Raw genomic sequence first — 21,183 nt, 5'->3', positions numbered from 1 at the left:
TCTACAAGTTCCTTTCACATTTTTCTAAAGCTGTTTTTAGAAAATGTCCGTTACGAAGTTTCTCTCCTACTATTTTACTATTTTTAATCAGCTCTTGAAAATCTTCTTCATCAATCGAGTTTAAACAATCTGCAATTTCAAATAATGAATCAACAAGTATTCCACAATGGTTTTTTCGTACAAACTCAGCTAAAGCAGATTGTCTCCACACGATGATTGGAAAACCTGATGCTAAATATAAAGAGGCTTTATGTGGGTTATTCATCTTTAAATATTCTCCATACATCCCACTACAAGTATGGGGGCTATCTCCATCCCAGACTAAGCCAAAACCACCATGCAAGTGATTAGAAAGTTCATCAGGAGAAAAAGCACCTTGATAATGAACGTTGTGAGGAAGATTCTCCTCTTCAAAGTTAATGCCATAAATAGAAAAATCTGGTTTTTCGGGTAATTGTCTTGCGTATTTTGTTTTCCGAATATCGAAATTTCCAGCTAACAAAATAGTTTCTTTTTCATAAGCTTTCTTCTCTTCATAATTTGGAATTAAATAATCAAATATCTCTAAGGAAACAATCTTCTCTTCCGGTATTCCCAATCGAACAAGTTCACTTTTCATCTTTTCGTTATGAGCGATAATACCATCGACTTTTTCAAGGACTGTTTTATTCTGTAAAAAATGGATAATGGAATGTTTAAAATCTGTAAATGACCTGATTTTTTTGTTTCTCAAGGACTCGATATCATGAATCAGTAAATAAGCTTTGAATGTCCTATTTTTCAAAAATCTCGTTAAAATTTGTTTTTTTAAGGAATGCCATAATAATGGAAATTGAAGAACTAACACATCATCTTTTGTCAAAGCGATGGAATTTGAATCATTATTTAGGGAAAAAGGTTGATATCCTGCTTCTACCATTATTTTTTCAGCATCTAATCTTGCTTTAGATCCTGCATGTTTGGCTTCTGCGTAAAATTCTTTTAAGTAATAATTCATACTACTTCAACCCTCTCCAAAATCTTTTTACAATATATTTTTCAAATCTCCATTGAATGGCTCCAACAACTCTTGAAATGAAGACAATCTTTTGAGGGAATAATCGATAGGCTCTCATTAAAAATGAGCGACTTGAACTTTTAGCGTAACGATTCAGGTACTCGACATATTTTTCTTGATAGGGATTTCCCTCAAATATACGATAGTCGACAAGGTGCATCAAAACTAAATGGAATAAGCGACGTTGTACGTATGGGAGTGAGTCAGCATTTCCTTCATATAGTTGCTCCACTTTATCACAAATCGTAAACAAATCCAAATTTTTCAAACTAAATTCGCGATTCATAATACTACCAGAACGCACGCGATAATAGTATCCTATATAATCAATTTTTACCATTTTATGTATCTGTTTTAAGATTCCCATTCCGCCATACACATCTTCATAAAATAAACCTTCTAAAAATGGAAAATTGACAATCACTTGTCTTCGAAAAAGTTTAGCAACTGCATTCAAACGGACAATATTATCTTTACATAAAGAGACTAAAGCTTCTTGGGCATTTCCTTGAAAAATAATTTTTACATTTTCTGGTGAAGGTATTGCTAATTCTTCTTGATCATTCGTATACCAACACTCTACAATATCAATATCATCTGAGGTAACCTGTTTTATCAATTGTTCCAACATATCTTCTTTAAGAACATCATCACTGTCTACAAAAGTGATCAATTCGCCTTTAGATTCAGTCATACCACGATTACGAGCGCCACTTAATCCTTTATTTGCTTGATTGATTAAGCGAAAGCGAGGATCTTGTTTACAATATCTCTCACAAATTTCTTTTGAAGCATCTGTTGAACCATCATTGACTAAAATCACTTCAATATTGTTATAAGTTTGACATTGAATACTATCTAAACATTCTTTCAGATACTCTTCAACATTATAAACAGGTACAATGACACTAATCATAAATAGGCTCCTATTAAATTTTCCATTTTTTTCGAATGTCTAAATATCTTAAATACAAAGGATAATATAAACTAAAAAAATATTTTGGTGAATAACTGTACCATCTTAATAGTTTACTAGAATTGAAAATATCTGATGATTCCTTAGCTGTTTCAGCATATTTATGAATTGCATCAATATATAACTGATAGTAGGGATGTCCAATTCGTATACGATACTTTTTAAAATGACCAATACCGACTAAAAATAACATATTCCCTACATAAGGTAACCAATTATCTTCTCTAAATTCCTCTAATAATTTTTCACCAACTTTAAAAATATCAAGATTCTTTTCTGAATATTTCTGATTCATCGTACTAGAAGTATGATATCGATAATAATAACCAATATAGTTAATTTTTCTCATTTTATGAATATATTTTAAAGAGACGATTCCAGTATAAAAATCTTCATAAATTAAATTTTCTAAAAATGGAACTTTCTCCACTATTTTACGGCGATAGATTTTTGCGACAGGGCTCCAACTTACTCCATGATTAAAACATTGGTATAATGCTTCATTTGAATCAAATTCTTTAACAAGAATATCTTTTTTTTCTTCATTTAAACATTGAATAGCCTCAGTTCTATCACATTCTACAATATCAATCCCATTAGACATATACTTCATTAGTTGTTCTAACAGACCAAGACTTACAACATCATCACTATCGACAAACATGATATATTCACCAATAGATTCTTTTACGCCATGATTTCTGGCTACACTTTGACCTTGATTTTTTTGATTGATCAATCGGAAACGCTTATCTGTTTGGCAAAAATGTTTACAAATAGCTTTGGAGCCATCTGTAGAACCATCATTGACTAAAATGACTTCTATATCTTGATAGGTTTGCTTTCGAATACTTTCTAGGCATTCTTCCAGATATTCTTCCACGTTATAAACTGGAACGATTACGCTAATCATTTTTTCTGACATCCCCTATAAATTTTCTGTATTATTCTACATATTCAAATCATCCATTTTTCCCTATATGTAATTTATCATTTAGATGATTCATTACTTTTTTAGTAGATATCCAAATCTTTTGTATACTTGTATAAATGGGATGAGTAATCGTTGTATAATATTTTGGAGCAAGTAAGTACAGTCGCAATAAACGATATTTCTGGACAACTTCCTTGGATTGCTTTGCTATAAAAGCAGCGTTTCGAATAAAATCTTCATATAAATCGACATATGGATTCTTCTTATTTATCCCATCTTTTAAATAGTGTCCATGACCTATATAAAACATAAAATATCCAATATAAGGAAGCATATCTTCATCATCTTTAAAAGAATCTATTAACTGATTTCCCACTTTAAAAATATCTAAATCTTTTTCATTAAAGGATTTTGTCATAGTACTATTGGGACGAACACGATAGTAATAACCGATATAATCAACAATTACTATTTTTCGAATATGTTTTAAATAATTTATTCCTGTAAAGACATCTTCATAAATATAACCTTCTAAAAATGGAACTTTTTCAACAATTTCTCTTCTATATAATTTCGTAAAAGCACAAAACTTCACTTCTTTAAACGCAATACAATTAAGAATTGCTTTTTTAGCATTTCCTTCGAATGCAATTGTAGAAGTTCTATTAAGAAAGAACTCTTCTTTATTTCTTGTCATTCTACATTCTACGATATCTACATCCATCTTCATGTAAGGAAGTAATACTTCTAACACGCTTGTATTGATCACATCATCGCTATCCACAAACATAATATATTGCCCAACAGATTCTTTAACACCTCGGTTTCTGGCAACACTCTGTCCTTGATTTTCTTGATTAATCAATCTAAAGCGACTATCTTTTTCGCAATATTGTTCACAGATTTCTCTTGAACCATCGGTTGAACCATCGTTTACTAAGATGACTTCAATGTCTGTAAAAGTTTGCTGCCTTATACTTTCTAAACATTCTTCTAAATATTCTTCCACATTGTAAACGGGCACGATAACGCTAATCATAAAATAATTTCCTTCTCATTTATGTTTATTCATCTAGCTTTACTTCTTTAATGCCATTTTTGAATTTCCAAATTGCGTAATAGAGCGGGAATACAATTGAATTATAATATTTTGGGCAAACATTATAGAGCTTAATCAAACGTGACGATCTAGCTAAGTCTGGATTTTTCTTGGTGATAGTTACATAGTCGGCCAATTTCTGATTATAGACTTCTGTATATGGATTTCCTTTTTGAATATAGTCTTGATAATGCATGGTCGCTACATGAACTAGGTATTTACCAATATAAGGAAGAAGTTCTCCCCTATCAGAATACAAGTCTATTAATTTATCGCTGACAGTAAATACATCTAGATTTTTCTCGGTAAATTTTCGATGCATGGTACTAGTCGCGTGTTGACGGTAATAATATCCTACATAATCAATTTTAACAATCTTTCGGATATATTTAAGCATACCAATGCCACTATAAATATCTTCAAAAATGAGCTCTTCTAAGTAGGGGACAGCTTCGACAATAGCTCTTCTATAAAGCTTTGTGACTGGATTGACACTTAGTAGATGGTTAGGGACAACTTTCACTGCTTCTTCAGAATTTCCCTCAAAAATGATTTTGATATCTTGAGAATTTTCTGCCAAGAATTTCTTTTTATGTACGGTGAACTGACTTTCTACAATATCTACGTCACCACTCATATAGTGCATTAAGGTTTCTAAATAATTTGGTAGGATAATGTCATCACTATCTACAAATGCAATAAACTCGCCTGTTGAAGCTGTTACTCCATTATTTCGTGCAACACTTTGTCCTTGGTTGCTTTGATTAATTAATCGGAAACGCTTATCTGTTTGGCAATAATGCTCACAAATAGCTTGTGAACCATCTGTTGAACCATCATTGACTAAAAGGACTTCAAGATCTGTGTAGGATTGATTTTGAATGCTGTCTAAACATTCTTCCAGATAAGTTTCCACATTATAAACAGGTACGATTACACTAATCATTCTTTATCCTAACCTTATTTCCTTAATCCAATTTCATCCAAAAGTGTCTTTGTAAAATCTTTTTGAATGGCATTAACCTTGTTATTGACTATTTTTCGTTCGTCAATATAAGGATCTTCAGATCTCATGACACTCTCTAGAAATTCTAATAAATCATGCGAATCACGAATGACACTTCCCACCATTAAATTCTTCACATCTTCAAACACAAAACCTCTTTTTTCCTTGTATTCCTCATAATCATTAATGGTAAATGCTACGGGTCTATTTAATAAATAATAATCTAAAAATACTGAAGAATAATCTGTAATCAATGCACTGGTTGTGCCCAAAAAGGTATATAAAGTCCCATACTGCTCACTAATGATATCTTCTGTCAATAAATGAATCGTCGAAGAATTCATTTCAAATTTCAACTGAGACTCCTCAAGAGGATGGAGTTTAATGTAAAGTTCATACCCATGATTTGAGAGTAGTTCTTCAATGTTTTGAAAGTCCTCTTCTTCTAAAGAAAATATTAATGCTGCTTGGCTATCATGATAATTTTTAGAATTGCGGTATGTTGGCATCCAGATGATTTTCTTCTTTTTTTTCTCTTTAAAGAGCTCATCATTTCGAATATTGCCAACAAGAAGCATCTGCTCATCTTTAGCATTAAAAGCAGCTTTCATGATTGGAGTAAATAATTCTGAAGAGGAGACTAATTTTGTAAAGAAATTATAGTCAATTTTTTCCATTCCAACTTCAAGATTCCCAATTTTTTTCAAGGGCATTCCATGCCACAAGTTGACAACCATCTGGTTTGGAGCAGGTTTGATGGGATACTTGCCAAATGAATAGAAAAAATATTTAGATGTTAAAAAATAAAAGAAACCTCGATAAATAGAAACATACTTTACATCATTTTCTTTGTCTAAATGATAAAAATCATTAGAAGCACAAACGATTTCATATGCTTCTTGGTAGCTATTATCCACTAAATAGTGATAGAGGGTTCTAAGATTATCTCTAAATCCCCAGTTAGAATACAGAACAATTCTATTCCTTTTCTTGGGAATCATTTTATTTAGTTTATAAGTAAAATTACTTACTTTAAAAAGTAAGGGTTTTAAATAGTTAATCATTCTCTTTTTAAACCTTGCTTATAAATTTCTTTTAAATTTTGAACATTTTCTTCGATGTCAAACGGCTTGAGGTGTTCATTCAGCTGTCGTTGCTTATCCTTGAAAGGCGCCTTTTCTATATAGTTTACCCATTTATCCTTATCTAGAGGCATAGCTGTACAGAGTTCACTAACGATCTGAGTTGTCGGATCAATCGTTTCATTCATGATAATATTGACTCCGGAACACTGAGCTTCTACCAGCACGATTGGGAAACCTTCATACAAAGAAGGAAAGGCAAAAATATCAAAGGCTGAATAAAATTTATGAACATCATCTCTTTTTCCTGTAAAGATAATATTCTTCAATTTCTTACTTTTTCCTTCTAAAATTGAACGATCTGGTCCTTCACCAACAAAGAAAAAAGTAACATCAGGCAATTCTTTAGCAATTTCAATCAAAAAACTCTGATTCTTGAAAGGATTTAAAATACCAATCATCCCTACTACTTTTTGATGTTCAGCTATATGAAACTCTTTGCGGATTTCTTCTCTAAAAATCGGAGAAAAACGATACTTATCGATGTCAATTGCATTTGGAAGGATTTGAAAGGATTGCTTTCCAAATATCTTCAGTCCAGCTAATTGGCCACAAGAGATACGATGGGTTGCATTTTTCAAGGCTAGAAAGACCAAAAATCGATTGCGAATACTTTTTAACCAAGTATCTGAAAATTGGCTACTATGATTGTGGTAAATCCTAACTGGGACACCATTTTTCCGAGCATAGTAATTATGTATAAAAGCGGTTATAGGATTATGGACATGGAGAATGTCAATTTTATTCGTTTCATAAAAGTGTTGGCACTCTCTCGCATAAGCAAATAATTTTGAAATCTTTAGGGCAGGGAATACAATACGTTTGATTTCTTTTTCATCTAGGTATTGATTAAATGGGAAATGAGCCTCTCCATTTGACTCGCCCACCATATATTCAAACTCTTGATCATCAGTTGGGATATGATTCTTTATAAAACTTTGTACCCCGCTCATGGTATTCCTTACACCACCTGTTACATGTATGACTTGATATTTCATTCTAGTTTCCTTGATTCAAATCATTCTTTATCTTAGAGGTTGAAATTTCTTTTGTTCGTGGTAGGTAAGCAACTTCTATTCCCAAATCACTTAAATAATCAAACTTGCCCTGCCAATCATCTCCTATGACAAACACATCAGCATGATACTTTTCGATGTCTGAGATTTTTTGATCCCAATTTTCTTCTGGTATGACAAGATCCACATATCTGATAGCCTCTAATAGCGATTTTCTTTCTTCGTAATCAAAATAACATTCTTTATTTTTTTCTAGTCTATTAAATTCATTGGTGGATAATCCTACAATCAGATAATCTCCCAAGGATTTTGCCCTTTTTAAGAGATTAATATGACCGTAATGCAATAAATCAAATGTTCCGTATGTAATGACTCTCTTCATATCTTCCTAATCACCTCTACATCTTCTCTCATTTTTTTCTTATAGACCCATTTCCTAACTGAATTCGGAAGAATTCGAACCGCATTACGAAGGAAAATATTTCTAAGAAATTCTACTAGACTAATGTCTCTTCTACGATAAAAATCTAATTGGAGCATAAAGTCTGTTTTTACATACAAGAAACCGCCTCTACGCAGATAGCTAGAATCGTTTGTTTGCATGACAACCAAGGGCTCCTGGATATTCAAAAAATCCTTAGTTGGATTATCGTGTAACAATCTCATTGTGAGGTCATAATCCTCTAGATAGCGGAACTTACGATAATTACCAGCCTTCAAGATATATTTTTTTTTCATCATACTCGATGGATTATTAAAGGGATTTCTCATTTTCGAATATTGACGAATTTCGGCTGTAGTTTCTGGTACTTTCTTTAAGGCGGTAAACTCTGTATTTTTCTCTAGGATATTGGAACCAACCATGATGAGGTTGGGATTTTTTTCAAAGGCTGCTGCTTGCTTTTCAAACCTTGTTTCTAGAGAATAATCATCACTGTCCATTCTAGCAATGAATTCTGTTTGGCATTGATTGACTCCAAAGAGAGAGGCTGGTCCTGAGCCTAAATTTTCAGGTAAATGAAAAACTTTTAAAATCGGAATCTCTCTCTGCAACTTTTGGATTTCTATTTCTAACTCTTCAGTCAATTCGCCATCACAAACTAAAATGATTTCTGTCGGTTTAAGGGTCTGCTGATAAGAACTTAGTAAACTTTTCCTTAAATTTGTAGGAGTCTCTTTTTTATAGACTGTCGTTAGAACTGAAAATTTCATTTTATAACTCCTAAACCTAATTTCCAAATAACCAATCTACAATAACTGAACGGTAGGGAACGACATGGTACCAGTCAGCTTTAAAATAAACAATGACTAGAAAGATTGAAGCGTAAACCAATATCATCAAATAAAATAAAATCCATTGAACTTTTTTGTCACCTATTTTAGATAAAATCATAGGGATATATAGGCAAATAAAGGGGGTAAAATAGTGTGCGAATCTGCCAAAAAGACTTGTTTGCAAAGTTGACGCAGTAAATAAAAAGGAGATAAAGAACAAAGTTCTTATAAATTCTTCTTCAGTCGATAATTTTTTCTTTCTAATCACTAGTTCTCCCAAAAGCAGAACTATCCCATACCAAATTGTTAAAAATACAGGTGCCCATTTATTGCTTTCCAAAAACCATGATGATTCCAGATAGGAAGTATACTGAGGAAAGAAAGAAATAAAGATAGTTGCAATTTGTTTGATAAAAGGTAAGATGATTAGAAATAAAATGAACACAAACTGGTATGTTCTTTTATTTAAAACGATTTTTTTAAGGGGGAAAAACAAGAGGCAGACGATACCAGATGTATGAAATAAGGGAGTTAGTAAGATAAATACCCATGCTAAAATCTTCTTGTTTTTTACTAAGTAGTGAAACCCTAAAAAACTTAAAGCAATCGCCAGACCTTGCCTGATATTTGATAAAGAATAAAAAAAGAGTCCTAACGAGCTGAAGTAAATCAGTAAACTCATGTAAACATTTTTAGAATGCTTATAAAGAACAAAAAACCAACTTAATAAGGTCAGAAATGCAAATACGAATAAGAGGAATGGATAATGATCACTGAAGTTTCTTAGAAAAATAGTGAACAGTAAGTACCCAATTTCAAATCGAGAACTAAATAAATGTGATAAATCTGGAATCTGAATATTATTTGATTCAAAAATATGGATATAAGTTCCTAAATCTCCACCTACACTAGAAGTACGAAAACCTGCAATGATTAAAAAAAAGAAAAAAGTCGGAAGAACAAGGAAACCTAACTCTTTTACTTTATCCTCATATTTTAATGAGAAAAAGGCAAGGAAAGAGATGTAGACGAACATTAAAAGATAGATTGTCATTTTTTCTCTCCTGCCTTTCAAATAGTTAGTTTAATAATAGTAATAATAGGTATCTTTATGTGAATCAATTTTATTCATTATCACACCAAGTAGTCTAGCTCCAACATGGTCTAATCTTCTTTTTGCTTCTATTATTTGTCGTCGTTTTGATTTTTTGATATCTACTACCAGAAGGGTAGCATCCGAAATACTGGCTAAAACTTGGGCATCAGTTGCTGCTAGCAAGGGAGGTGTATCGATAATGACATAGTCATAAAAATCCTCAAATGCTTTAAGTGTTTCATCCATAGAAGAACTAGCTAACATCTCAGAAGGATTAGGCGGAACAGGTCCTGAAGTCAGTACATCTAAATTCACATCATTTATCGTCAAATGATTAATAGAATCTACTCCTGACTTCTTTAATAGAAAGGTACTGAGTCCTTCAGTGTTATTTAGCTCGGTTAATTTATGTTGAGTTGGTTTACGCATATCCGCGTCTATGATAATCACTCTTTTCCCCTGTTGGGCCAAAGAAGCGGCAAGATTGATACTGACTTCACTCTTGCCTTCATTGGGGTTGGCACTTGTAACGACAATGATTTTAATATTTTTTCCAAATTCTGAGAACTGAAGATTACTCCTTAAAGTTCTAAAGGACTCAGCTACGATGGATTTACTGTTATGAATAACTTCGATATGCATGTCACTCACCTCTTCTCTTTCTCTCTATAGTCGGAATCATCCCGAGAACAGGTGTTCCCACTAACTCTTCCAAGTCTTCGTAAGAATCAATCGAATCACTCAGTACATATTTGATGAAAATAACATTAAATCCTACAAAAGAAAATACTAGAATAGATACAAGAAGATTCTTCCATAGAACGGGATAAACTGGAGAATCACTTCCCAGTGCTTCTGTAACAACTGACAAGTTGTCGCGCCCTAATCTATCTGCTGTAAATTTCTTGTACTGAGACACATACTCTTTAATATAACGTTCAGCTAAATTTCGATCTAGTCCTCTCACTGTTATTGTGACCAACTGAGAACCTGAGTCATTTGTTAATTTAACAGACTTGATTTTTGAAATTTCATCTGGTGATAAGCTTAATGCTTTATTGGTCTCATCTTTTACAGGGGGAAGATCTGCTATCTCTAAATAAGTCTTAGCTTGTCTTTGAAAGAGGTTTATAGCTTCAATCGTTTGCGCATCATTATTTTGCCCATTTGTTTGACTTGAAGTGTTCTTCATTATGAGCTTAGAGGATACACTGTATATAGGAGAAATGATAAAAACAGTATATAGACCAACTGCTGTCGTCCCTACTATAGTAAATAGAAGTAAAAATAGTAGTTTGCTTTTTATCAAAGAAAAAACTCTATTAATATTTTTATTAAAAATAGTCATATTATTGTTTGTTTCCTTTTATTTATTTTTTCTTTCTTAGAACTACCTAGATCCGTTCCCGGTAACCATCACTTTAATTGTTTTTAATAGTATAAGAAAATCTAACTTGATACTTTCGTGATTGATATAGAATAGATCGTAGACTAATTTATCTTTAGGAGTTAATTCATAACCACCATTTACTTGAGCCCATCCTGTGATTCCTGGGCGGACAGCTAAACGTTCATTAAAATTAGGGATATCTTTCAAAAATTCATTGATAAACTCTGGTCGTTCTGGTCGTGGTCCAATAATGGACATCTCACCTTTAATTACATTAATGATTTGTGGTAATTCATCAATTCGTGTTTTACGAATAAAACGTCCAACTTTTGTAATGCGTGTATCATTTTTGCTCGCCCATTTATGACCATTCTTTTCAGCATCTTGATACATGGATCGGAGTTTATAAATTGAAAAACTTTGTCCATTTAAACCAATTCGTTCTTGTATATAAATAGGATTACCACTTGATTCGATTACAATAAAGATACATGCTATTAAACAAATCGGGATAATTAATAGTAATGAGGGTATAGAAATTAGAAGACCTATAATTCTCTTAATTCTCCTATACATAAGCATCATTCTCCTAGAAAAAACTAAGGCGCACACATATATATGCGTGCGCCACTCACTACGTTGATGCATATATATATATATATATATATAGTCCTGAGTATAAAAAGCTAGAACTAATAAAAATATGTATATTTACCAAGAATTAAATCATACAGTTCAATATAACATAAAAAAATAAGATTTTCAAGCTTACGTGATTAAAATACAGGAAATATACCTAAATTAAATGTTGCTAAATATTTTTGTTCGATATAATCAACTGAGGATTTACTAAAAATAATTCTTCTGCTCTTTCCTTTCCATACTGATGACTAATTGCGTCAAATGCTTGCTTCATATATGGTGGTCTTGAGCTTAGATTATGCATATCGCTAGCCACACAGTGAACTAGATTATAGGATAGAAAATACTGAGCTCTTTTTTTGAGTAAGCGATACTTATCCCCAAACATTTTAGGCTTAAGAACACTTGAACTATTTATTTGAGTATAACATCCCATATCTATCAGCTCTTTAACTCTTTTTTCATTTTTTTCTAGTTCAGCATAGCGTTCAATATGGGCAATGACAGGTCTAATACCTAACAATAAAACTTTATTTACTGCATTGCGGATTTCCCAATAGGGGGTGGTCGGGCTGAATTCAATCAAAGCATATTGTGTATCGTTCAGAGTAGGAATCTGCTTGCTTTCCAATTTGTCAAGAGCATCTTGGGTGAAGTATATTTCAGCTCCATATAAAAGAGTTAAGTCAGGCAGTTCTTTCTTAGCAAGTGCTTGAACCTCTTTAAAGTTGGTCATAATTGTATCTTCTGGAGTTTCAAACATATTTTTACGACGATGTGAAGTGGATACAATTGTACGAACTCCCTGTGAAAAAGCTTCTTTCAGAAGAGCTAGGCTTTCTTCAATTGTGCTTGGTCCATCATCTACACCAAAAACAATGTGAGAGTGGATATCAATCATGTAATATTTCCTTATATAATAGAGTTTTAGTTACTGTAATAAATAATTCCTGCATTTATATATAAGTATTTAGAATAACCTATAAATATTGGTTTATACAGTTTGTTTTCCTGATGTTATTATACTACGAAACATTAAAATAAGCTACTTATAATTAAGTCTCTCATAATATTTTAAAAGTTATCCAGTATAATAAAGCATATATAAATAAGCGTGTTTTGTTTTCGAATAAATCTGTTGAGAATAATAATGACACTGACTATTAAAACTAACACCTACCATGGCATTTCCACGGCAGGTGTTACTTATATCAATAATCGTTCTAAAAATGGTTTGATGCAGTTGAGAAGAATTCCATCTATCCAGCTTTCTTGTGCTGAGGATAGATGTTCTGTCTGAAGGCTTTCTTTTAAGAAGTCTCGGACTTGTTCTGGTGAGATTTCAAACTCAAAAGCTTTCATTTTATAGAAAAAGTTGATGAGATGATCTGACAGGTATTGGGTTGAAAAGGGAACTTCTCCACTTTTTCGATATTCTAATAAGAGTCGAGCAAATCGGGATTTTTCTTCAGGAAGGTCACGAAAATAGGAATTGAGGAGCCAAGTCTGCTTCTGTTTTCTTTCAACTGGATCCTGACTCGCAATTCGTTGGTCTTTTTCCAACTCTTTTTGGTATTGTTTGGCCTTGATAGCCCGTTCTGTTCGATTTTTACCAAAAAGTATTTTCTCCCACTTTCGTTCTTCTTGGGTCAGGGTCTCCGTAAAGCCAAAGTAATCTTGATAGGCACGCTCTGCTGGGCCCATGGCTAGGACCAGATTATCTGCATATTGCTTGGCGATTTTATCCCTCTTCTTGCGCTCTTTCTCTGCTTGGATACGGAGTTCTTGTTCGTAGTCGATTTTCTCCTTGCCTAGCTTGACAAGGTAGAGTTGGTCATCTGGTTTTCCTAGTAAAAAAGGTTTAATACATTTTTCTAGGACTTCCTCCATGCGAGCCTTTTTCTTTGGCTCAGCCTTGGTCCAACTTCCTCCTTGAAAGACTTCTAGAAATAGCTGGTAGTCTCTCTCAGGTGTGAATTGATTACCACGATTAGGCTTGAAAACACCTTTTTCCCAGAGCCATTTTAGAAGTCGCTCGTCAAAGTCACTTTTATTGACCTTGATTTTTTCCTTTTTCTGAGCTTTTCTGGTTAGATTTTCAACCTTTCTTAGCAGTTTTTCTTCCTCTTCCAATTGCTGGTCAAGGCTTAATCGATGAAAATGACGAACACAATCGCTACCAATCGGAAAGAGGCGTTGACCTGTGACACCGTTAAAGAGTTCGTAGGCGTACTTGATGGCATTTCCACAGACACAATTGCTACGGCCGATACCGTTAAAAATCAAGGAAACTTCATTCCATTCCTTGGTAGCTTGTTCCCAAGTATTAGCTTTTGAAGCCTGTAAAACCGCATCATGCAGGGATTTTCTAACTGGAAGTGTCATGAGGTCTCCTTTCTAATACTCAATGAAAATCAAAGAGCAAACTAGGAAACTAGCCCCAGGTTGCTCAAAGCACTGCTTTGAGGTTGCGGATATAACTGCCGAAGTCAGCTCAAAACACTGCTTTGAGGTTGTAGATAAGACTGACAAAGTCAGTCACATATATACGGCAAGTTGAAGCTGACGTAGTTTGAAGAGATTTTCGAAGAGTATAAATTATACTTTTACAACTTGAACTTCGTCTTTACCTAGTAAAATCAAGTATTTCTCAATATTTTCAATCGAATAGGCTCGAGATAAAGCCTCTCCGTATAGGGCTAACTGACCACGATAACGGTCTATGAGTTGACTTGGTTCATCATAGCGGTCTGTCTTGTAGTCGAACAGAACAATTCTGTCCTCATAAAGCAGATAGCCGTCCAAGATTCCACGGACAACAAAGTATTCCTGACTCTTTTGGTCTCGTTTGAGCATGGAGAAAGGTTGCTCGCGATAAAGATGGTCGGTATTAGCGAGAATTTCCTGACCGAGTGCTGTGTCAAAGAATGCAAGAATTTTAGCAAGGTTAATCTTGTCCCTAACAGCTGGGCTGGTTTGAACTTGTTTGAGAGTTTCTGTCAGGCTAGCAAGTGTTGGTTGCTGACTGAGGTCAATTCTCTGCATGAGTTCGTGGGTAGCACTACCAATCTCAGCTCCTGTTACCTTTTTTTTGGTTGAAAAATCTGGCAAATCAAAGCTGATTTTCTTGTCTACTGACTGACCTTGACCTGCAATCTCGACACCTTCCATATCCATAACTGGTTCGTAGAATTTCTTGATTTGACTTGGGGTTTGAACACTTGGCAATTCAATAGCTGCGCGGTGAAGAGTATTATAGACTTCTACCTCTTTCAGCATTTCAAGAGCTTCTTTGATGGTTTCTGACTGACGATTGTCTGCTTGAGAGCTATCTTGGAGAGGGCTCTTGTTTTCCAACTCTCCGATAGCTTCTCTAGTTAGCTGATCTTCACCAACAAAACGATAGCTAAAGTTGAGATGATCCTTGGCAAATACTTTACTGATAGCCCAAAGCCAATCTTGGAAATTCTTGGCTTGAAGTCTAGTGTTGCTGTTTAGTTTTCCATTTTTAGCTGCAGGAAATTCTTTGCCTTCCAGCTTTTCACGAGAACCCTTGCCGACAAGATAGAGCTTTTTCTCAGCCCTCGTCATGGCAACATACAGCAGACGCATCTGCTCTGAGTAGCTTGCCAGCTGTAATTCTTCTTCGTTCTGTCTATAGGTCAGACTAGGAATGGAGAGTTTGATGGTTTTAGGGTAGTAGGCTTCCACTGCTCCTGTCTCCATCTTGGCAATATACTTGACACCTAGTCCATTTTTACGACTGAGAATGACTTCTGACATAGAGTCTTGCTTGTTGAAATCTTGATCCATATTGAGAATAAAGACGTAAGGAAACTCCAGCCCTTTACTCTTGTGAATGGTCATGAGCTCTATTGCATCTTTTGGCGGTGCGACAGCCACGCTTGCCAAATCGTGCTGGGCTTCTAAAACCTGATCAATCATACGAATAAAACGCGACAAACCCTTGAAATTGCTCTTTTCAAATTGATCAGCACGCAGTGCTAGGGCATAGAGATTAGCTTGTCTAGCAGGCCCATTTGGCAAAGCCCCAACATAGTCATAATAAAAACGGTCGTTGTAAATCTTCCAAATCAAGTCATAGAGGGAGTGGGTTTTGGCATACAGACGCCAAGAAGCCAAGATATTCATGAATTGATTTAGTTTCTCAGCTAGAGCTGTATGAATCAAGCTTTTTTGACTACTTGCCAGTTTTTGTGCATTGACCAGTTTTTCATAGAGATTCTCTTGAACTTTGTCCTCATCTTTCTGAAGAGATAAACGTGCTAACTCGTCCTCGTCAAAGCTAAACATTGGAGACTTCATAAGGGCAACTAAGGCGTAGTCTTGCAGGGGATTGTGAATGACACGAAGGGTATCTAGCATGACTTGCACTTCTAGGGATTGGAGATAATTGTTTTGCTCTCCATCGGTTTTGACAGGAATCCCGTACTCAGACAAAGCGAGAAGAATCTGATCATTACGACTGCGACTGGAGGTCAGAAGGGCAATTTCTTTAAAGGCAACACCTTGTTCCTGATGAAGTTTAAGAATTTCCTTGATAACTAATCGCATTTCGCCTGTTAGTTTCGTTTCTGCCTGCCCCTCTTCTTCCTCACTTGTGTCATCCTTATCGTAGAGGAGAATTTCTGCCTTGTTTTCTGGATTAGGAGTCAGTTTGGTATTGGCAAAAACAAGCTGGTGCATGTTATCATAGTTGATTTCGCCGACCTCTTGGTCCATGAGACGTTCAAAGACATCATTGGTTGCTGATAGCACTTCTGAACTACTACGGAAATTTTCTTTGAGGAGAATCAGCTTGCCCTCTTTTGGATTTTGCGCATAGCGTTGGAACTTTTCATTGAAAATCTGCGGATCTGCCTGACGGAAACGATAGATAGACTGCTTGATATCTCCCACCATAAAGCGATTGTGGCCATTAGATAGCAATTCCAGCATCCGTTCTTGAATATGGTTGGTATCCTGATACTCGTCTACCATGACTTCATGGAAGCGATCCTGATAAGCCTCACGGACTTGCGAGAAATTCTCTAAAATCTCAATAGTATAATGACTGATATCAGCGAACTCAAAGGCATTTTCCTGGCGTTTACGCTGACGATAAGCCTCTACAAAATCACTCATGAAGGTTTGGAAAGTCTTGGCTAGTTCCCATGTATCTCCATGATAACGTTCTTGATAGTCGAGAATGGTTATCTGGTCTGACAGTTGTCCTAGTTTAGCAAACTGGGTCTTTCTCTCTTCGTTGTAGGCATCGGCCAGTGGCTTCAAATCAGCCTTACGACTGGCATTAGTCAGAGATCGGCCGTTTTTCTCTTTTGAAATGGCGACGACACGCGCAAGCACTGCCTGATAAGCCTGACTATCGGACTCTTGATTTAAGGAGCCAATTTCATCCAGAATCAACTGAACATTTTCTAAATAAGCGGCCTTTGGGAACTCTTTGGCATCATTGTCCAGATGATAACGGAAAAAGCTTTCCAAATCCCAAAGGGCTTGTTTGATTTGCTCAGTCAGTTTTTCTTTTTCACTGCTAAAATCAGCTTTTTCAAAGCCTTTGAGGAAAGACTCGCTCAGCCATTTCTGAGGATTGCTGGTGGATTGGAGGAAGTCATAGATTTTATAGACCTGCTGGCGCAGCCCCCGTTCGTCTTTGCCACGCCCTGCAAAATTTTTCAGCAAATGACTAAACTTCTCTTTCTGCTTACCTTGGTAATGGGCTTCAAATACCTCATGGAAGACTTCGTTTTTTAGAAGGAGTTGCTCACTTTGGTTTTGTAAAATACGGAAATTAGGCGCAATATCAATCAGATAGCCATGTTTGCCAAGGAATTTTTGTGTGAAAGAGTCCATGGTTCCGATGGCTGCGTTGGGTAGGTCTGCCAACTGGCGGCCCAAGTGTTGTTTGAGCTCGATATCATCTGTTTCTTGGATTTGTTGGCTGATTTTTTTCTCTAAACGTTCTTTAAGTTCAGTCGCAGCCTTAACGGTAAAGGTTGAGATAAAGAGTTGAGAAATTTCGACACCACGCGTTAATTGGTCCAGAATGCGCTCTGCCATGACAAAAGTCTTCCCCGAACCAGCCGATGCTGAAACCAGGATATTTTGCCCAGAAGTGTAGATGGCTTCTATTTGCTCGGCAGTTTTCTTTTGTTCCTTGCTCGAATGGGCTTCTGCTTCTTGCAGTTTTTGAATTTCCTTCTCAGTTAAAAAGGGAATGGGCTTCATCGATTCAACTCCTCTCTTATTTTTTCAAACCAAGCTTGCTTGAGTTTTTCTCCGACCAGACGTTTGCCGTCAGCCAAGTCTAACTTCTCTAGGAAACGGGCTTGACCCAAGTGGTAATTGGCTTCAAACCCTGTAATGGCTTGATGTTGCTGAACATACGGTGCAATACTTCTGCCATTTTCAGTATAAGGGTTAATGGCGAACTGGCCTGCTAAAATCTTCTCAGCTGCTTTCTTGTACAGATGGGCATTGTAGTCCAGCAAGAGCTGGAATTCCTCATTCGTCAGCTGATTTGCCTTGTTTTTATTGTAAAATTCACCCAAATGACTGCTTTCTTTTTCTAAAAAGAGGCCTTGGTATTTCATAGACTTGCTGGCTTCTACTACTGCACCTGCCAGACTTTTAACGGCCATCAAAGATTGGACAGGCTCAGCCATTTCCAAGTACATGGCACCGAAAAAGTTCTGCTCCCCTTCTCTTTTTAGGGCAGCTAAGTAAGTTGGTAACTGGGAATTGAGTCCATTAAAGAAATGAGGAAACTGGAACTGAGTCAGACTGGATTTGTAGTCTACCACTCCAATCGCTCCATCAGCTTTCAATCGGTCAATGCGGTCAACCTTACCTCGTACAAAGACACTGCGTCCATTATCCAATTGAATAAAGGCCTGCTCTTTACCGCCGAAGTTCGCCTCTTCTTTGATGGTTTCGATGGCTGGATTGTGTCGGAGAATATGTCCAGTCGTCCGCGCCACATCAAGCAGAACTTCTTTAGTAAACTGGGCTTCCAAATTTTCTTGATAAATAGCTTCAAATTCGCGTTCTTGACTGGTTTCTTGAATAGCTTGTTCTAAACGTTGGTCAAAAGAATCTTCGTCAGGCAACTGCAAGGCTCGTTCAAAAATGCGGTGTAAGAAATTCCCATGACTACGAGCATCTGGACGCAGGCGCAATTCCTCCTGCAAGCCTAAAACGTAGCGGAGGAAATAACTGTATTGGTTCCGGTAAAACTCCGTCAAACCAGAGGTAGACAGGTAAAACTCCTTGTCAGCTGGATAGAGAGCTTGTAAGGTGTCCTTGGCTAAGGGCTTGCTACTTGGGCTGCTTGGGAGGGCTGGATTTTCCAAACCTTGCTGGTCTAACTTTTTACCCATGACACGCGCCAGAACCTTAATAAATGTCAAATCTTGCTCAGTCTCACTCATCTCGCCCTGCTGGTGATAGGCAACCAGACTAGACAAAAGACTGTGATAGGACCCAATATCTTCCTTAGACAGCCCTTTGTGATTCATCCTCTTCTCTTTCCGACTAAAACCAAAATGGACTAGCTCTTGAAGATAGATTGATTCCTTGCTTTCACTTTCGTTAAAAAGGCTTGGAGCTGACAGGACCAACTGCTTACGGGCAGAATTGACCAAAGAAAGCATAGTATAGCGATTTTTCTTGAGGTTTTCACTGCTGGCAATCTGCAATTGCGCTCCCTCTTCAGTCGTTTGGTTTAGGTTTTGCCTTTCTTCATCTGTCAAAAGGCTGGTATTCTGCGCGATTTTTGGTAAATTGTCCTGTGTTAGCCCAATGGCATAGACAAAGTCAGCTGTCAAAGGCGCAATCAAATCGTAACTCTGCACTAGAACGGTGCCCACTGTCGCTGGAATGGTACGGTATTGGGACAAACTCATTCCAGAATGTAGCAAGGCTAGAAAGTCCTCTAGATTAACTTGCGAACCAGCAAAAACAGTCGCAAATTGTTCTAAAACATGACAGAAAGCCTTCCAAACTTCGACTTGTCTTTCCTGTTCTACAGCTTCCATAGTGGCTGTCAAATCTTGGAGTTGATTAGTCACAGCTCCTTCTTTTAGAAAGACATTCCACTTTTTCAAGAGATTTTCAGCCTTTTGTTTTCGGTTAGCAAAGAGGGTTTCAAGAGGTGTTAAAATACGCAGACGAAGAGCATTTAAACGTTCCAGATTAAATTTTCCATGGTGGGATTTGGTAAAGGTTTGCTGAAAGGCTGGCAAGCCATTGATACCAAGATAGCGGATATATTGCTCAAAAGCATCAATATCAGCCTGACTAAGGTCGGTATACAAACCTGTTCTAAGAAGGTTTATCAAATCCTCCTGACGGAAACGATAGCGTTTCAAAGCTAAAATAGACTCGACAAATTGTGTCAAGGGATGATGAGCCATGGATTCGCTTCTACCAAGATAGAAAGGAATCTGGTACTGGTCAAAAATCGTTTTTAGAGATAACTGATAAGAGGCTACATCGCCCAAGAGAATACGGAAATGCTTGTAGCTCAGGTCTGAGTTCTCATGCAATTTCTGACGAATGCTACGGGCTACTAGCTCCAACTCCTCCTTTTGCGTCAAACAAGACCAGATTTGTAAGTTTTCACGATCCTTCTCATCAACATCCAATGTTAATTCTGAAAAGTCATAAGAAGACTCCAGCAAACGAGAGGCCTTGTCAAAGCTATCCATCTGCTCATGAGCTTGAGAACAGTCCTGAGCAGGCGTTTGGTATTTGGAGGCTAGATGATGGAGAAACTCCACACTGGCTTGGTAGAGATTGCCCTCGCTAAAAGGGCTAGTATAGGCTTTCTTACTAGCATAGGCTCCAATGACAATCTCAACACCCTTGCCATGAAGTAAGTCCACAATCCGCTCTTCTTCGGCAGAAAAACGGGTAAAGCCATCAATAACCAAGGCGATTTGAGTAAAATCACTGCTAACTTTGTCATTCTCAATAGCCTCAATCAAATGGGACAACTGACTTCCCTGAGCTAACTGCTCTTGATTGAGGTAGGTCGTTATTTTCTCAAAAATCAAGAGTAAATCGGCTCGCTTGTCCTCATCCGTCAAACTCTCCAAGTCCAAAAAACTCATCTGAGCTTTGGTCATCTCGTGGTAAAGCTCAATCAACTGCTGGATAAACTGAGTATCCTGCTTAATCGTACCATAAACACGTAAGTCTTTGGGATCAAGTTCGGCGAGGCATTTGTAAAAGGCCATCCCAAGACCAATGTCATCTAGACTGGTCTTAGCAGGCAAGTCATTCAAGATCAGGTAACGAGCCATCTGCGCAAAGCGCGTGACGGTAATCGCAAAAGAAGCCTGCTGGGACAAGCATTCTAGCACGGCGCGTTCCTTTTCAAAAGAAAGAGAGTTGGGGGCGATGTAGAAGACTCGTTTGTCAGCAGCAACTAACTCCTCCGCCTCTCTTGTTAGAATTTCAGTCAAAGAAGTCCGAATATCAGTATAAAGTAATTTCATCTCTGCCTCGTTGGAATTTTTCATTACCT

At 36.4% G+C, this 21,183-nt stretch carries 17 protein-coding genes; all 17 read right to left on the bottom strand.

Annotated features, from left to right (window positions below; translation table 11 throughout):
• Position 1 precedes the first annotated feature (1 nt).
• Positions 2-997: a glycosyltransferase gene (locus GEZ85_RS02190; protein ID WP_153209108.1), complete on the bottom strand. Its 996-nt coding sequence runs from the start codon at positions 995-997 to the stop codon at positions 2-4.
• A 1-nt stretch (position 998) separates the two neighbouring features.
• Positions 999-1,973, bottom strand: coding sequence for a glycosyltransferase family 2 protein (locus GEZ85_RS02185; protein WP_153209106.1), 975 nt, complete (start codon positions 1,971-1,973; stop codon positions 999-1,001).
• 13 nt (positions 1,974-1,986) lie between these two features.
• Positions 1,987-2,958: a glycosyltransferase family 2 protein gene (locus tag GEZ85_RS02180; protein ID WP_228112188.1), complete on the bottom strand. Its 972-nt coding sequence runs from the start codon at positions 2,956-2,958 to the stop codon at positions 1,987-1,989.
• 37 nt (positions 2,959-2,995) lie between these two features.
• The gene (locus tag GEZ85_RS02175; protein WP_153209104.1) at positions 2,996-4,006 is read right to left on the bottom strand and encodes a glycosyltransferase family 2 protein; all 1,011 of its coding nucleotides are present in this window, start codon (positions 4,004-4,006) and stop codon (positions 2,996-2,998) included.
• Positions 4,007-4,031: 25 nt separating this feature from the next.
• On the bottom strand, positions 4,032-5,012 hold the full coding sequence (locus GEZ85_RS02170; RefSeq protein WP_153209102.1) for a glycosyltransferase family 2 protein: 981 nt from the start codon (positions 5,010-5,012) through the stop codon (positions 4,032-4,034).
• A gap of 14 nt (positions 5,013-5,026) precedes the next feature.
• Positions 5,027-6,136: a CDP-glycerol glycerophosphotransferase family protein gene (locus GEZ85_RS02165; protein WP_153209100.1), complete on the bottom strand. Its 1,110-nt coding sequence runs from the start codon at positions 6,134-6,136 to the stop codon at positions 5,027-5,029.
• Positions 6,133-7,212, bottom strand: a complete 1,080-nt coding sequence (locus GEZ85_RS02160) for a glycosyltransferase (protein WP_153209097.1) — start codon at positions 7,210-7,212, stop codon at positions 6,133-6,135. The genes GEZ85_RS02165 and GEZ85_RS02160 overlap by 4 nt, the downstream gene beginning before the upstream one ends.
• Position 7,213: 1 nt before the next feature.
• On the bottom strand, positions 7,214-7,612 hold the full coding sequence (tagD, locus tag GEZ85_RS02155; protein ID WP_153209095.1) for a glycerol-3-phosphate cytidylyltransferase: 399 nt from the start codon (positions 7,610-7,612) through the stop codon (positions 7,214-7,216).
• Positions 7,609-8,442, bottom strand: coding sequence for a glycosyltransferase (locus tag GEZ85_RS02150; protein WP_153209094.1), 834 nt, complete (start codon positions 8,440-8,442; stop codon positions 7,609-7,611). Before GEZ85_RS02150 ends, tagD begins: the two co-directional genes overlap by 4 nt.
• Positions 8,443-8,458: 16 nt before the next feature.
• Complete coding sequence (locus tag GEZ85_RS02145) at positions 8,459-9,559, bottom strand: EpsG family protein (protein WP_153209092.1); 1,101 nt, start codon at positions 9,557-9,559, stop codon at positions 8,459-8,461.
• Between the two features lie 30 nt (positions 9,560-9,589).
• Positions 9,590-10,243 (bottom strand): CpsD/CapB family tyrosine-protein kinase, encoded by a 654-nt coding sequence (locus tag GEZ85_RS02140; protein ID WP_045611653.1) that lies wholly within the window; start codon positions 10,241-10,243, stop codon positions 9,590-9,592.
• 1 nt (position 10,244) lies between these two features.
• The gene (locus tag GEZ85_RS02135) at positions 10,245-10,949 is read right to left on the bottom strand and encodes a YveK family protein (RefSeq protein ID WP_045611656.1); all 705 of its coding nucleotides are present in this window, start codon (positions 10,947-10,949) and stop codon (positions 10,245-10,247) included.
• A 42-nt stretch (positions 10,950-10,991) separates the two neighbouring features.
• The gene (locus GEZ85_RS02130; protein WP_052691054.1) at positions 10,992-11,567 is read right to left on the bottom strand and encodes a sugar transferase; all 576 of its coding nucleotides are present in this window, start codon (positions 11,565-11,567) and stop codon (positions 10,992-10,994) included.
• A gap of 235 nt (positions 11,568-11,802) precedes the next feature.
• Positions 11,803-12,534 (bottom strand): capsular polysaccharide biosynthesis protein Cps4B, encoded by a 732-nt coding sequence (gene cps4B, locus GEZ85_RS02125; protein WP_060628350.1) that lies wholly within the window; start codon positions 12,532-12,534, stop codon positions 11,803-11,805.
• A gap of 305 nt (positions 12,535-12,839) precedes the next feature.
• Positions 12,840-14,018: a hypothetical protein gene (locus GEZ85_RS02120; RefSeq protein ID WP_153198898.1), complete on the bottom strand. Its 1,179-nt coding sequence runs from the start codon at positions 14,016-14,018 to the stop codon at positions 12,840-12,842.
• 213 nt (positions 14,019-14,231) lie between these two features.
• Positions 14,232-17,882, bottom strand: coding sequence for a helicase-exonuclease AddAB subunit AddA (gene addA, locus GEZ85_RS02115; protein ID WP_153198899.1), 3,651 nt, complete (start codon positions 17,880-17,882; stop codon positions 14,232-14,234).
• Complete coding sequence (gene rexB / locus GEZ85_RS02110; protein WP_153198900.1) at positions 17,879-21,154, bottom strand: ATP-dependent nuclease subunit B; 3,276 nt, start codon at positions 21,152-21,154, stop codon at positions 17,879-17,881. The genes addA and rexB overlap by 4 nt, the downstream gene beginning before the upstream one ends.
• Positions 21,155-21,183: the final 29 nt, after the last annotated feature.

Source organism: Streptococcus mitis (assembly GCF_009496205.1).
Classification (GTDB): domain Bacteria; phylum Bacillota; class Bacilli; order Lactobacillales; family Streptococcaceae; genus Streptococcus; species Streptococcus mitis_BN.
This window is presented reverse-complemented; position numbering and strand designations above follow the sequence as displayed.